This window comes from Ruegeria sp. HKCCD7181 (genome assembly GCF_057221055.1).
The window spans coordinates 90432-104331 of the sequence record NZ_JBWVBC010000002.1 but is presented as its reverse complement, the minus strand read 5'-3'; the positions used below and the strand labels follow the sequence as shown (position 1 = coordinate 104331).

Here is a 13900-nt window from a genome sequence, read left to right as displayed (position 1 = left end):
CCGACGAGGGGAGACGTCTGATGAGTCAGCCGAAAATTTCGCTGAATGACAGGTTCGACTTGTCCAAGAGTCCGGTTCTGCTGAACGGGACACAGGCGTTGGTGCGATTGATGCTTATGCAGAAAGCGCGCGATAAAAAGGCCGGATTAAATACCGCAGGTCTGGTCACTGGCTACCGCGGATCGCCCTTGGGCGCTGTGGATCTGCAGATGACACGCGCGCAGAAGCAATTGGCCGAAAGTGATGTGACCTTTCAGTATGGGCTGAACGAAGATCTTGCCGCTACGGCGTTATGGGGAAGCCAGCAGGCCGGCTTGCGCAATGATGGCAAGTTCGATGGCGTTTTCGGTCTTTGGTACGGCAAGGGCCCGGGCGTAGATCGGTCAGGTGATGTCATGCGCCACGCCAATATGGCCGGGACCGGCAAACATGGCGGGGTTCTGATGGCCATGGGGGACGATCACACGGGCGAAAGCTCGACCGTGCTGCATCAGTCGGAATGGTCGTTGGTGGACATGTATATGCCGGTGGTCAGCCCGGCGGGTGTGCAAGAAATTCTCGACTACGGAATCTATGGTTTTGCGCTCAGCCGGTTTGCCGGTGTCTGGGCCGGTCTGAAAACCATGAAGGACACGATCGAAGTGACATCCGTTGTTGACGGCAGCCCGGACCGGATGCAGATCGTGACGCCCAAATTCGACATGCCTGAGGGCGGGTTGAACATCCGCTTGGGTGATACACCGCATCTGCAGGAAGGGCGTGTAATCGACTATAAACGTTTCGCTGCTGAAACGTTCTCGCACGCCAATAAAATGGACAAGTGTGTTTGGGGGAAACCCGGTGCCAAGATCGGAATCGTGGCAGCAGGCAAGAACTGGCTGGATCTGGTCCATGCCATGTCTCTGTTGAACATTGACGCAAACGAGGCTGAGCGCCTAGGCATCACTACCTACAAAATTGGCCAGACTTTTCCGTTGGATATGAAGGGCTTCCACGGCTGGGCTGAAGGGCTCGACCTGATCATTATCGTCGAGGAAAAGCGCAAGCTGATCGAAGTTCAGGTCAAGGAAGCGATCTTTGACGATCGGCGCGGTCGTCGGGTCTATGGATGGTACAAAGGCGGTGCGGGTACATTGCACCGCGAGGAGCTGTTTCCCACACGCGGGGCATTGGACCCAATAATGATTGCCGAGAAACTCGGCAACATCCTGATTGAAGAAGGGCACGACACCGATGGAGTGCGTGCCGGTCTGGCCAAGCTGTCAGAAGCGCGCCGTGCGGACAACGCGCAAGAAATTGCGGCGCGACTGCCGTATTTCTGTTCTGGCTGTCCTCATAACAGCTCGACAAGACTGCCTGAAGGTAGCCGCGCCTATGCCGGAATTGGATGCCACTACATGGTGCAGTGGATGGACCGTGAGACAACCGGGTTCACTCAGATGGGGGGCGAGGGCGCGAACTGGATCGGAGAGGAACCCTTTTCGACAACCAAACATGTTTTCCAAAACTTAGGGGACGGAACGTACAACCACTCGGGCGTTCAGGCGATCCGGGCGGCGCTGTCCGCCGGGACAAACATCACCTTCAAGATCTTGTTCAACGATGCCGTCGCCATGACAGGCGGGCAGGAAAACGAAGGTGACCTGACTGCGGAACGGATCGTGGCCGAAGTCACGGCTATGGGCGTTAAACACGTGGCCGTGGTTTATGACGAAAAGGAAGATGTGAACTTCAAGGCTCTGCCATCTGGGGTCGAAACTCATGAGCGCGCCGAGCTGATGCAGGTTCAGGAAAAATTCCGCGAAATCGAGGGTGTATCCGTCATTGTTTACGTCCAGACCTGCGCCGCCGAGAAGCGCAGGCGGCGCAAGCGTGGCACATTCCCGGATCCCGATAAGCGGGTATTCATCAACACCGACATTTGCGAAGGCTGCGGTGATTGCGGTGTGCAGTCAAACTGCGTGTCGATTGTGCCCAAAGAGACTGAACTTGGACGTAAACGCGCGATCGACCAGTCGAGCTGCAACAAGGATTTCTCTTGCCTGAACGGGTTTTGCCCGTCGTTTGTCACGCTTGAAGGGGCGAAGATCAGGAAAGAAGCCACAACCGACATCGACCTTCCGGACTTGCCGGAGCCGATTTTGCCGCGGATCAACGGCACGCATAACGTGGTGATCACCGGAGTCGGTGGTACCGGCGTTGTCACCATCGGCGCAGTTCTGGCACAGGCTGCCCAGATCGATGGCAAGGGCGCCGGCATGATGGAGATGGCAGGGCTGGCGCAAAAAGGCGGCGCGGTTCATATCCACTGCCGTCTTGCCAATCGACCAGAAGATATCAGCGCCATTCGTGTTGCAACCGGAGAGGCACATGCCCTGATCGGAGGCGATCTGGTGGTGTCTGCCGGAGCTAAAACTCTGGGTCTTACACAAGCAGGGCAAACCGGTGCGGTGATCAACAGTCACGAGATCATTACGGGCGACTTCACGCGTGATACCGATTTCCGAATACCCGCTGATCAACTGGAGCTGGCATTGCAAGCCCGCTTGAAAGAAAACGTCGATCTGTTCGACGCGACAGATTTGGCGCGCGCCGTGATGGGGGACTCAATTTATTCGAACATGATGGTGTTTGGCGCAGCCTGGCAACGAGGGCTGTTACCGATCCGGCAGGAAGCAATCCTGCAAGCCATCGAGTTGAATGGCGCCGCGGTTGAGCGCAACAAGCGTGCGTTCGAGGTTGGTCGGTGGGCGGTTTTGCACCCGGAAGAGGTAGCGAGAATCCTAAGCCCAAATGTAGCCGAATTGCCGAAATCGATGGATCAGATGATCGATTTCCGGGCGGGCCACCTGACCAGCTATCAAGGCACGCGTTTGGCGAAGCGGTATCGCAAGCTGCTGGCGACCATCGATGATGCAGACGTCAAAGAGGCGGTCGCAAAAGGGTATCACAAGCTGCTGTCTTACAAGGATGAATACGAGGTCGCGCGCCTGTTGCTGGACAGTCGTAACCAGGCAGCAGCCGAATTTGACGGCGATTTCAAAATGACATTCCATCTGGCACCGCCGGCACTGGGTGGCAAAGGTGCCGGTGAGCGCCCACGCAAGCGTGCGTTTGGCGAATGGTTCCTTGGCCCGCTTAAGCTTTTGGCGCGGCTCAAAGTTCTGCGCGGAACACCGTTTGATCCGTTTGGTTACAGCGCCGAGCGGCGGATGGAGCGGGCACTGATCCGGCAATACGAAAAAGACATGAAGCAGGTTCTGCCCAAACTGACTGCGGGTACGCGTGACGCGATTGCCGCGCTGGCCCGCCTGCCTCTGGATATCAGAGGGTTTGGTCCTGTTCTCATTGAAAACGAGGCTAAGGCAGCAAAACGGCGCGAAGAGCTTTTGGCAGTAATCGGTGACGGCAGGCCGCAGGTCAGGTCTTCGGCAGAGTGAAGCTTCACATGCCTGTTACGCTACGCGGTAAGAATTGCTACCTACAACTAACCACTGGTTCTGATATCGGAGTTTTCGATGCCCTCGTCACGCCATATCGCTCGTGACATTTCTTATGCCTACTCCGCTGAAACCAAGGGTGGGCGGATAGTTATCAGGTTGATGGAAAACACCACCGGCCGTCTGCGGTTGATCAAACGGGCACACGGTTACGAACACGAGGTGGCCAAGGGGCGCGATTTCTGGTCGGTCATGGTAGATCGCTACGGGCTGTCTCTGGATGTGGTCGGAGGATCACTGTCGAACGTCCCGAAAAACGGGCCGCTGATCCTGATTGCTAACCATCCTTACGGAATTCTGGATGGATTGATGATGGGGCATATTCTGGCGCAAACCCGCGGTGATTTCCGTATTCTGGCCAACCGGGTATTCCGCAAGGCGGAGGACTTGAATCGGATAGTCCTTCCGATTTCGTTTGATGCGTCGAAAGAGGCGATGAAACTGAACCTCGAAACCCGCAGAACGGCGTTGGACTACCTGGGCGAGGGTGGGGCGATTGGCATTTTCCCGGGCGGAACCGTCAGTACTGGCGTCAAGCCGTTCTCACACCCGATGGATCCAGGCTGGCGTGGCTTTACAGCGCGAATGGTTGCCAAGTCGAACGCGACGGTGGTGCCTGTTTTCTTTGATGGCCACACCTCGCGCCTGTTCCAGATTGCCAGCCATCTTCACAACACGCTGCGCATGGGTTTGCTGATCAAAGAGTTCAAAAAGCGCGTTGATACCCCAGTCAGCGTCGTGATTGGCGAGCCAATCGGCCGCGACGTATTGGACCCGTTGGCAAAGGATACGCGCAAGATGATGGATTTCTTGCGCAAAGCCACGTATGAGCTGTCCCCACAGCCGTTGAAGTCCTATGACTACGGCTATGAATTTGAGGAACGGCATCGCGCCTGAAGGGGCAAATGGCAGTAGGTATCTTTGATTCCGGATTGGGCGGGCTGACCGTCCTGAACTCCGCGCAGAAACGTCTGCCGGACGTGGATTTCCTGTATTTTGCGGACAGCGCGCATGCCCCATACGGCGTGCGCGATGCCGAAGATATTTTTCAACTGACGCGTCGTGCCGTCCATGATCTGTGGTCCCGAGGCTGCAATCTTGTGATTCTGGCATGTAACACCGCCAGCGCTGCCGCACTGCGTCGAATGCAGGAAGAAGGCGTGCCCGAAGGTAAGCGCGTTCTGGGCGTATTTGTCCCCTTGATCGAAGCGCTGACCGAGCGGCAATGGGGCGACAACTCGCCCCCGCGCGAGGTTGAGGTGCAGCACGTTGCATTGTTTGCCACACCGGCGACTGTCTCCAGCCGCGCGTTTCAACGTGAACTGGCCTTTCGTGCGATCGGCGTCGACGTCGAGGCGCAGGCCTGTGGTGGTGTCGTTGATGCCATAGAAGACGGTGACATGATCCTGTCCGAAGCATTGGTGCGCTCGCATGTTGATGCGCTCAAACGCAAGATGCCGGATCCGCAGGCTGCAATTCTGGGCTGTACGCACTACCCATTGATGGCCGAGACATTTCAGGCGGCACTTGGTCCAGATGTAAAGGTCTACAGCCAGGGTGATCTGGTCGCAGAGAGTCTGGCCGATTACCTGCAGCGCCATCCCAACATGACAGGTGAAGGCGATGGTGGTTTTCTGACCACCGGGAAACCGGGGTTCGTCAGTGATCGTGCGACCCAGTTTCTCCGACGACAAATCACCTTTGCGGCTGCCTGACCTAAGTCAAGGACGGTCTTTTACCGACTCTTTAATTCGATGACCGTCGCATTGGCGGTCGTAAGATGTGGCACATAAGTGAAAGAGGTCTGACATGACCCACAAAATCGCAATTCTGGGCGCGTCCGGTTATACCGGCGCCGAACTGGTGCGGCTGATCGCCGAGCACCCGAACATGGAAGTTACAGCTCTGGCCGCCGAGCGTAAGGCAGGCCAATCCATGGCACAGGTGTTTCCGCATTTGCGGCATTTGGACTTGCCGGTCCTGTGCAAAATTTCCGAGATCGATTTCTCGCAAATTGATCTTTGTTTTTGCGCTTTGCCACATAAAACAAGCCAAGAAGTCATTCGCGAGCTGCCAAAAGCACTGAGGATCGTTGATCTTTCAGCCGATTTCCGGCTAAGCGATCCTGAAGAATACGAAAAGTGGTATGGCAATCCACATTCCGCCATCGCGCATCAGGACGAGGCGGTCTATGGCCTGACTGAATTCTACCGGGACGAAATCCGGTCTGCTCGGCTGGTTGCCGGAACGGGCTGCAATGCGGCGACCGGGCAATATGCTCTGCGTCCCTTAATTGCCGCTGGGGTGATCGACTTAGACGATATCATCCTTGATCTGAAATGCGCTGTTTCCGGTGCAGGGCGGGCATTAAAAGAGAACCTTCTGCATGCGGAGCTAAGCGAAGGTTACAACGCCTATGCCATTGGTGGTACGCACCGGCATCTCGGTGAATTTGATCAGGAATTCTCTAAACTCGCCGGGCGGACGGTTCATGTACAGTTTACACCCCACCTGATCCCGGCCAATCGCGGAATTCTGGCGACTACGTATGTGAAGGGCGACCCGCAAAGCGTCTTTGAGACGCTGTGTTCGGCCTACGAAGCCGAGCCATTTATTCAGATGTTGCCATTTGGCGAAACACCTTCGACTCATCACGTCAGGGGGTCGAACTACTGCCATATCGGCGTAGTCGCGGATCGGATCGAACGTCGTGCCATTGTGGTGGCGGCATTGGATAACCTGACAAAAGGTAGCAGCGGGCAAGCCTTGCAGAATGCCAACCTGATGTTAGGTGAAGCTGAAACGACGGGCCTGATGATGGCCCCTCTGTTCCCGTGAGGACACTATGAAAACGCTCAAGAAACGTCGTCGTGTACAAGTGATATTGCTGGCTGTGGTTGCCCTTGTTCTAGCGACAGGGTTGATTGGGTATGCAATGCGAGACGGCATCAACTTTTTCCGCTCACCCAGTCAGGTGATCGCCGAGCCACCAAAGCCGACCGAAGTGTTCCGCATTGGCGGTCTGGTCGAAGAAGGCTCAATCATTCGTGGGCAGGGCGAGACGGTACATTTTGTTGTGACCGATGGTGGTGAAAGCGTACCAGTGGCATTTACCGGTGTTTTGCCGGATCTGTTTTCTGAAAATCAGGGGATGGTCGGGACCGGAAGTTACGTGAACGGCGTCTTTGAAGCTACTGAAATTCTTGCGAAACATGACGAAACTTACATGCCTAAGGAAGTTGTCGACGCTTTGAAGGAGCAAGGTGTTTACCAAGAGGCCGAAGACAGCTGAACTTAGCTGAGTCGAAGCCCTCGGGCAGAGATGTTTGGGGTCAGAATTAACAGGGCGTTGCGTGCGTTTGAGCATGCAGCGCCCTTTTGTTTATCGCTGGTTTAACGTCTTTCCGTGACCGTTTTCCCCAATCAGGTCAAAAGGGGAGCGGAATGCAGACTGTTCGGCAGATAGCTATGGGTATCGTAGCTCGGGAAGGTGGTTATGTAGATGATCCGGACGACCCTGGCGGGCCTACAAAATTTGGTGTGACCATTCATACCATGCGCCGCCTCGGGCTGGACCTGACGGGTGACAGGTCCATCACACGGGCAGATGTACGTGCATTGAGCAAAGAGCAGGCCGTCGACATTTTCCTGGAACATTACTTTGACAAGCCGCGTGTTGCTTTGACCCCAGCGGAATTGCAGGCGTCGCTGTTCGATATGTATGTCAATGCGGGTTCTCAGGCTGTGAAAATCTTGCAACGGTTATTGGGCCAAATGGGGTTCGACGTCGTGGTTGATGGTGTAATCGGGTCTCATACTGCGACCGCCGCTCACACCGCGGCTACACCCAATCCGGTCGCACTACGGGATGCGTACGGTGTTGCGCGACGGAACTATTATTTCGACATTGCGGATCGACGATCTTCGTTGCGCAAATATGCGCGGACTCGCGCTGGCGAGAAGGGCGGTTGGATTCGCCGGGCCGAAGAGTTTCTGTCCGCCTCATATCATCTGACGAACGAAGAGTTTCAGAATAGGGTCTTGGCATGGGGTTGATCTCAGGAATTTTGGGATTGTTGTTTGGCACGGGTCGCAACGTAGTTCGCGAGACAGCCGAAGTGTTTCGAGAAAACGCCGAAGCAAGCGCTCGGCGCTCTGTTGGCTTGCAGGAACAAGCAATGCAGCAATTCGGAGCAGAGTTCCAAGCCGGTCAGAAGGGGGGATATGATCGCCTCATTGATGGCCTGAACCGTTTGCCGCGTCCGGCGCTGGCTTTGGGAACACTGGGGCTGTTTGTTGCGGCAATGGTTGATCCGTTGTGGTTTGCTGCCCGAATGCAGGGGATTGCGTTGGTCCCGGAACCGCTGTGGTGGTTACTGGGTGTGATTGTGTCATTTTATTTTGGCGCGCGACATCAAGCCAAGGTGCAGGATTTACAGCGCGAAATCGGTGCCACAATGCTGCGCGCGCCCACTGTCATGGCGAATCTGGAGGCACTGAGGCAGATGCGCAGCGACAGTCCGGGGGTCGCGGACCCGGGGCCGGATGCTGAGCTGGTTCAACATCTATCCGAGCAGGGCGAGAATCGGGCGTTGGAGGATTGGCGCCGCCTGCAAAAGGCCTAGGGCGCGACACTATGTGCCCGGCGACCGGGCGAATGTGAATGGCACTTGCCGAGTGGCAGCAGTATAAACGGCCCATGATTACAGAGCTCGGCCACTTCGCCCTTATCCTCGCCTTCCTGGTCGCCATCGTACAGAGCGTTGTACCCCTTGTCGGGGCTGCCAATCGATGGACCGGTTGGATGGCTTTTGCCGAACCTGCGGCAATCGCCCAGTTTCTGCTAACGTCTTTTTCGTTCGGTGCGTTGGTCTGGGCCTTTACCACTTCGGACTTTTCGTTGCGGATTGTTGTCGAGAACAGCCACTCGGCGAAGCCGATGCTGTACAAGATCAGCGGCACATGGGGGAACCATGAAGGTTCTATGCTGCTTTGGGTTCTGATCGTAACGATTTTTGGCGCCATGGCGGCGTTTTTTGGTGGCGGGTTGCCACCGACGCTGAAAGCGCGGGTCCTGGCAGTGCAATCCGCCATTGGTGTGGCATTTTTTGCCTTTATCCTGTTCACGTCGAACCCGTTTGACCGCCTTCCTGTACCGCCCTTTGACGGTCGAGATTTGAACCCTTTGCTGCAGGACCCCGGTTTGGCCTTCCATCCGCCGTTCCTTTATTTGGGTTATGTGGGTCTCAGCATGGCATTCAGCTTTGCCATCGCCGCCCTGATCGAGGGGCGTGTAGATGCCGCATGGGGCCGCTGGGTGAGACCATGGACGCTGGCAGCCTGGGTTTTCCTGACGATCGGGATCGCACTGGGGTCCTGGTGGGCATATTACGAGCTTGGCTGGGGCGGTTTCTGGTTCTGGGATCCGGTTGAAAACGCTTCGTTTATGCCGTGGCTTCTGGCGGCCGCGTTGCTGCACTCGGCCATTGTCGTGGAAAAACGTGAGGCGTTGAAAAGCTGGACGATTCTGCTAGCGATCATCGCCTTCGGATTCTCGCTGATCGGGACATTTATCGTGCGCTCGGGTCTGCTGACCTCGGTCCATGCCTTTGCCAATGACCCTGAACGTGGTGTGTTCATCCTTATCATTCTGGTGATCTTCATCGGTGGTGCACTGACGCTGTTTGCGGCACGCGCGCAGGCGATGGAGGCCAAGGGTGTCTTCGGAATGATCAGCCGCGAAAGCGCGTTGGTGTTGAATAACATCCTGTTGGCTGTCAGCTGCTTTGTCGTGTTTTTCGGCACCATGTGGCCGATGGTGGCCGAAATGGCGTTTGACCGTAAACTTTCGGTTGGGGCACCGTTTTTCAATGCTGCTTTCACGCCGTTCATGATCGCGCTTGGGATCGCCCTGCCAGTCGGCTCGATGCTGCCGTGGAAGCGGGGCAAGCTGGGTCGGGCTGCGTGGTCTTTGCGCTATGCGTTCATTTTGGCCGTCGCATTGGCCATCCTTGTCTGGGTCATGCAAACGGGTCGGAGTGCGCTAGGGCCGGTGGGTCTTTTCCTGGGGGCGTGGGTCACCTTTGGCGCGGTCGTGGACCTCTGGAGCCGCACTGGCCGCAAGGGTAGTCTGGCGCGTCTGTTCCGCCTGCCTCGTGCCGATTGGGGTAAGGCGGTGGCGCATACCGGTTTGGGCGTCACCATGTTCGCAATTGCGGGTCTAACCGCATGGGAAGTCGAAGATATCCGTGTCGCGCAGCCTGGTAAGCCCTTCGAGGTCGGAGAATTTACGCTGACCCTGAAGGATGTACGCAACGTGCAGGGGCCAAACTACTTCTCGACTATGGCAGACGTGACATTGGAAAAGAACGGTCGTCAAATTACCACGCTGCACCCGGAAAAACGTGACTATCCGGTAGCTCGGATGCCGACTACCGAGGCTGCAATCGACTACCGGATCTTGCGTGACGTTTACGTGGTGATCGGAGACCAACAGGCCGATGGCGGTTGGGTCATGCGTACTTATATCAAGCCCTTGGCCAACTGGATCTGGGGCGGATGTATCCTGATGTCCCTGGGTGGTGTCCTGAGTTTGTCCGACCGCCGTTTCCGTGTCGCAGCAGGAGCACGCAAAACCCCGCAGTCAGGAGTTCCTGCAGAATGAAACGTTTTGTTCTGATCCTGATGATGCTGGCCTCACCTCTGATGGCGGTCCAGCCTGACGAGGTTCTTGACGACCCAGCGCTTGAGGCACGCGCACGCGATATCAGCACCGGGCTGCGCTGCCTTGTCTGCCGCAATGAAAGTATCGACGAAAGCAATGCCGAATTGGCCCGTGATCTGCGGATACTGCTGCGGGAACGCTTGGTTGCAGGAGACACAGATAAAGAGGCGGTGGATTTCATTGTTGATCGCTACGGCGAATATGTCCTGCTGAAACCGACCACGTCCGGCGCTAATCTGATGCTATGGCTGGCGGGTCCGATCATGTTGTTGATTGCAGCGGCCATGGGGTGGAGTTTCCTGCGCAAGCGCGCACAGCACCAGAAAGCCGATCAGACCGACGCTCTGAGCGAAGAGGAAAAGGAACGGTTGCGCCGAATTCTGGAAGACTGACGCGCGGTTCCACTTTCGCTTGCCTCACATTTACGTCAGGGTTTTACAAACACTGCGCAGGTGAGGATTTCTATGGAATACGAAGCGGTTGATCTGGACATCACAGAGGGTTTGGCGGTTCTGACGCTGAACCGAGCGGACAAGATGAACGCGTTGACAACGCGGATGCGTGCCGAAATTACTCACGCGATGAAACACGCCGCGCGTCATGCACGTGCCGTGGTTCTGACTGGCGCGGGCAAAGCGTTCTGTTCAGGTCAGGACCTTGGGGATGCCTCCAGCACCGGTAAGATTGATCTGGAACGCGCATTGCGGGACGAATATGAGCCCATGCTGGAATCTGTCTATGATTGTCCGATCCCAACTATTGCCGCTGTCAATGGACCGGCAGCCGGGGCAGGGGCCAACCTTGCGCTTTGCGCCGATGTGGTAATTGCAACCGAAAGTGCATATTTCCTGCAGGCTTTCGCGCGGATCGGTCTATTGCCGGATGCGGGGGGCACATGGTTCATGCCGCGGCAGATGGGCTTTGCCAAGGCAATGGGGGCGGCTTTGTTCGCAGACAAGATCAGCGCCCGGCAGGCTGACGATTGGGGTCTGATTTGGGAGGCAGTTGCCGACGACGCATTTGAGGCTCATTGGCGCAAGCGCGCCGAGTATCTGGCCAGCGGTCCCACCGCAGGTTTTGCCGCGATCAAGCAGGCGATCCGTGGCACCTACGAAAAGACACTTCCGCAGCAACTTGCGACCGAGGCTCATCTGCAGGGCGATTGCGGACGCACCCGCGACTTTGCTGAGGGTGTCGTAGCTTTCCTGGAAAAACGCCCCCCGGTATTCGAGGGGCGCTGATTACATAGGCTATGCCCGACGACGACGGCGTGACCGACGTTCGGGAGCGCCAGCACCGTCCTCGGTGCCGTCCGAGGCAGACGAAAACGCTCCAAGTGCCATTGTGATCTGATCCAAGGTGGGTCGTTCCCCGCGCGGGCATGTATCCAGCGCCTCGCGCATTTTGCGCAGATGGTCCGGCATTGTACCGCAGCAGCCACCGATGATCGTCGCACCTGCGTCGCGGGCCATGGCGGCGTACTGCCCCATCAGCTCCGGCGTGCCATCATAATGGATATGGCCGTTCACGTATTTTGGGATGCCTGCGTTGCCCTTGGAAATCAACGGACGCTCGGTGCCTTGAGCGGCAAAGCCCAAAACAGTGCGCAGGATATCTGAGGCGCCGGTACCACAATTGGCGCCAAACGCGATTGGCGGGTTCGGCAGGGTTTCGACCATTTGCGCCAGGTCGGCGGACGTCACGCCCATCATGGTGCGTCCGGCAGTGTCAAAGCTCATGGTGCCGCACCAGGGCATGTCAGCCAAAGCAAAAGCTTCGGCCGCCGCACGGAATTCTTCTGGCGCACTGATGGTTTCAAGCCAAAGGACATCGACCCCACCGGCCTTCAGTGCCTCAGCCTGCTCGTGGAACATCTCAACAGCGTCGGCGTGCGTCAGGCTACCAACAGGCTCCATGATCTCACCCGTCGGACCGACCGAGCCTGCGACGATCACCGTGCGCCCGGCTTTGTCGGACACTTCGCGACCCAGCTCAGCGCCGGCGCGGTTCAATTCGCCAACGCGGTTCTGTGCTTCGTGCAATTTCAAGCGCGCAGAAGTGCCACCGAACGTATTGGTCAGAAACAGATCACTGCCCGCATCCACCGAACCCTGATACAGAGCCCGAATCTTGTCTGGGGCGTCCACGTTCCACAATTCCGGCGCATCGCCCGATTGCAGGCCCATATTGAACAGATTGGTTCCGGTTGCCCCATCCGCCAGAATGGCATCAGTGGTTTCCAGAAGTTTGCTGAGCGCGTTTGTCATTGGGGCATTCCAATTTTTGGCCCGCAGGGCCGATAATATAGACGCCCCGTGTCCCACGACCGGAGCGTCAAATCAAACTCATAAAACTCATGAAGATCATGAGGGTCGGATAAAAGCCTTAGATTTCGGCCTCAGTCATGACCTGCTCTTTGGCTTCGACCAGCAATTCCGCCATCTTTTCGCGAATCTTTGCTTCGTCGGCCAGGTCGCCCAGATAACCTTTCACCGCTTCAACAACGTCATCTTCGCTGACGTTTTGCAGGTCGGTATGGACCAGTTCCTGGCCATAAGCCCGAGCCTTTTCAACGGGTTCGCCTTTCAGAGCCGAGGCCCATACGGCCATAAACCGGTTGCGGCGCATCCGTGCAACGAACTGCATTTTTTCGTCATGCGCGAACTTGTTTTCAAACGCGGCTTCACGTTCGTCAAATGTGGTCATGGGTTGGGGACCTCTTGGATTACATCTTCTTTCCTCATGATATGACTATACGACAGCTTGGGTGCAAGGGATTTGCGCTGCGTCAAAGCCTCTCGGGTCGGTGAACTTGCGGGAAAGCAGGCCTTGCACTATGAGGGCGCCAACGCGAAGGGACTCATTCCCTCGCCCCGGACTGGAAAGGTCGCTCATGGCGCGTCGCAAAAAGATCTACGAAGGTAAGGCCAAGATCCTGTATGAAGGCCCCGAACCGGGCACTATCGTCCAATATTTCAAGGACGATGCCACCGCGTTCAACGCCGAGAAGAAAGACGTGATCGATGGCAAGGGGGTCTTGAACAACCGTTTGAGTGAGTTCTTCATGACCGGCCTGACCCAGATCGGAGTGCCGAACCACTTTATCCGCCGTCTGAATATGCGCGAGCAATTGGTCCGCAATTGCGAGATTGTCCCGCTGGAAGTCATCGTGCGCAATTACGCCGCCGGATCGATGTCCAAGCGTCTGGGCATTGCAGAGGGTACTCAGCTGCCGCGCCCGATTGTCGAGTATTGCTACAAGGATGACGCGCTTGGTGACCCGCTGGTCACTGAAGAGCACATCGCCGCCTTTGGCTGGGCCAGCCAGCAGGACATGGACGACATCCTCAGTCTTGCGCTGCGTGTAAACGACTTCATGAGCGGCATAATGCTGGCCGTGGGTATCCGTCTGGTCGATTTCAAAATCGAGATCGGTCGGGTGTACGAAGGTGACTTCCAGCGCCTAATCGTTGCTGACGAGATCAGCCCGGACAGCTGCCGACTGTGGGACATCGAAACCGGGCAGAAACTGGACAAGGACGTATTCCGCCGGGATCTGGGCAACCTGACCGATGCCTATTCCGAAGTGGCTCGTCGCCTTGGCGTTCTGCCTAAAAGCAACGTTACCAAGCCGACGCTGATCAACTGATCTCGGCACTCGGCTTTGACTTCAGAA

General features: G+C 56.7%; 13 protein-coding genes. 11 read left to right on the top strand and 2 right to left on the bottom strand.

All coding sequences use genetic code 11. The annotated features are described in order from the left end of the window. Positions 1-20 precede the first annotated feature (20 nt). The 10 genes from AC2TCY_RS03955 to AC2TCY_RS03910 all read left to right on the top strand — a co-directional run bounded on the left by AC2TCY_RS03955 (position 21) and on the right by AC2TCY_RS03910 (position 11465). Complete coding sequence (locus tag AC2TCY_RS03955) at positions 21-3440, top strand: indolepyruvate ferredoxin oxidoreductase family protein (RefSeq protein ID WP_480845638.1); 3420 nt, start codon at positions 21-23, stop codon at positions 3438-3440. Positions 3441-3518: 78 nt separating this feature from the next. Continuing rightward, positions 3519-4397, top strand: coding sequence for a lysophospholipid acyltransferase family protein (locus tag AC2TCY_RS03950; RefSeq protein WP_480845637.1), 879 nt, complete (start codon positions 3519-3521; stop codon positions 4395-4397). Positions 4398-4405: 8 nt separating this feature from the next. Next, complete coding sequence (gene murI / locus AC2TCY_RS03945) at positions 4406-5215, top strand: glutamate racemase (RefSeq protein WP_480845636.1); 810 nt, start codon at positions 4406-4408, stop codon at positions 5213-5215. Positions 5216-5309: 94 nt separating this feature from the next. After that, on the top strand, positions 5310-6338 hold the full coding sequence (argC, locus tag AC2TCY_RS03940; protein ID WP_480845635.1) for an N-acetyl-gamma-glutamyl-phosphate reductase: 1029 nt from the start codon (positions 5310-5312) through the stop codon (positions 6336-6338). 7 nt (positions 6339-6345) lie between these two features. After that, positions 6346-6792 (top strand): cytochrome c maturation protein CcmE, encoded by a 447-nt coding sequence (gene ccmE / locus AC2TCY_RS03935; RefSeq protein WP_480845634.1) that lies wholly within the window; start codon positions 6346-6348, stop codon positions 6790-6792. 152 nt (positions 6793-6944) lie between these two features. Continuing rightward, a complete protein-coding gene (locus tag AC2TCY_RS03930) occupies positions 6945-7556 on the top strand; it encodes a holin-associated N-acetylmuramidase (protein WP_480845633.1) in 612 nt (203 codons plus the stop codon). Continuing rightward, positions 7547-8125 carry a holin family protein gene (locus tag AC2TCY_RS03925; RefSeq protein WP_480845632.1) on the top strand — a complete coding sequence of 193 codons (579 nt, stop codon included), beginning with the start codon at positions 7547-7549 and terminating at the stop codon, positions 8123-8125. Before AC2TCY_RS03930 ends, AC2TCY_RS03925 begins: the two co-directional genes overlap by 10 nt. Positions 8126-8199: 74 nt before the next feature. Further along, complete coding sequence (locus AC2TCY_RS03920; protein ID WP_480846358.1) at positions 8200-10164, top strand: heme lyase CcmF/NrfE family subunit; 1965 nt, start codon at positions 8200-8202, stop codon at positions 10162-10164. Continuing rightward, on the top strand, positions 10161-10616 hold the full coding sequence (locus AC2TCY_RS03915) for a cytochrome c-type biogenesis protein (RefSeq protein WP_480845631.1): 456 nt from the start codon (positions 10161-10163) through the stop codon (positions 10614-10616). Before AC2TCY_RS03920 ends, AC2TCY_RS03915 begins: the two co-directional genes overlap by 4 nt. A 72-nt stretch (positions 10617-10688) precedes the next feature. Continuing rightward, positions 10689-11465, top strand: coding sequence for an enoyl-CoA hydratase-related protein (locus AC2TCY_RS03910; RefSeq protein WP_480845630.1), 777 nt, complete (start codon positions 10689-10691; stop codon positions 11463-11465). 9 nt (positions 11466-11474) lie between these two features. Here AC2TCY_RS03910 and bmt read toward each other — a convergent pair whose 3' ends face one another. Together bmt and AC2TCY_RS03900 are read right to left on the bottom strand one after the other, a co-directional pair. Further along, complete coding sequence (gene bmt, locus AC2TCY_RS03905; RefSeq protein ID WP_480845628.1) at positions 11475-12491, bottom strand: betaine--homocysteine S-methyltransferase; 1017 nt, start codon at positions 12489-12491, stop codon at positions 11475-11477. A gap of 118 nt (positions 12492-12609) precedes the next feature. Next, the gene (locus AC2TCY_RS03900) at positions 12610-12930 is read right to left on the bottom strand and encodes a DUF1476 domain-containing protein (protein ID WP_480845627.1); all 321 of its coding nucleotides are present in this window, start codon (positions 12928-12930) and stop codon (positions 12610-12612) included. Between the two features lie 187 nt (positions 12931-13117). Here AC2TCY_RS03900 and purC point away from each other — a divergent pair, with 187 nt between their 5' ends. After that, a complete protein-coding gene (gene purC, locus AC2TCY_RS03895) occupies positions 13118-13873 on the top strand; it encodes a phosphoribosylaminoimidazolesuccinocarboxamide synthase (protein WP_480845626.1) in 756 nt (251 codons plus the stop codon). The last annotated feature ends 27 nt before the right edge of the window (positions 13874-13900 follow it).

Bases quoted from the DNA above. Each gene is read 5' to 3' on its own strand.
- AC2TCY_RS03900 (WP_480845627.1), bottom strand. From the start codon at position 12,930: ATGACCACATTTGACGAACGTGAAGCCGCGTTTGAAAACAAGTTCGCG.
- purC (WP_480845626.1), top strand. From the start codon at position 13,118: ATGGCGCGTCGCAAAAAGATCTACGAAGGTAAGGCCAAGATCCTGTAT.
- AC2TCY_RS03910 (WP_480845630.1), top strand. From the start codon at position 10,689: ATGGAATACGAAGCGGTTGATCTGGACATCACAGAGGGTTTGGCGGTT.
- murI (WP_480845636.1), top strand. From the start codon at position 4,406: ATGGCAGTAGGTATCTTTGATTCCGGATTGGGCGGGCTGACCGTCCTG.
- AC2TCY_RS03955 (WP_480845638.1), top strand. From the start codon at position 21: ATGAGTCAGCCGAAAATTTCGCTGAATGACAGGTTCGACTTGTCCAAG.
- bmt (WP_480845628.1), bottom strand. From the start codon at position 12,491: ATGACAAACGCGCTCAGCAAACTTCTGGAAACCACTGATGCCATTCTG.
- ccmE (WP_480845634.1), top strand. From the start codon at position 6,346: ATGAAAACGCTCAAGAAACGTCGTCGTGTACAAGTGATATTGCTGGCT.
- AC2TCY_RS03920 (WP_480846358.1), top strand. From the start codon at position 8,200: ATGATTACAGAGCTCGGCCACTTCGCCCTTATCCTCGCCTTCCTGGTC.
- AC2TCY_RS03925 (WP_480845632.1), top strand. From the start codon at position 7,547: ATGGGGTTGATCTCAGGAATTTTGGGATTGTTGTTTGGCACGGGTCGC.
- argC (WP_480845635.1), top strand. From the start codon at position 5,310: ATGACCCACAAAATCGCAATTCTGGGCGCGTCCGGTTATACCGGCGCC.
- AC2TCY_RS03915 (WP_480845631.1), top strand. From the start codon at position 10,161: ATGAAACGTTTTGTTCTGATCCTGATGATGCTGGCCTCACCTCTGATG.
- AC2TCY_RS03950 (WP_480845637.1), top strand. From the start codon at position 3,519: ATGCCCTCGTCACGCCATATCGCTCGTGACATTTCTTATGCCTACTCC.
- AC2TCY_RS03930 (WP_480845633.1), top strand. From the start codon at position 6,945: ATGCAGACTGTTCGGCAGATAGCTATGGGTATCGTAGCTCGGGAAGGT.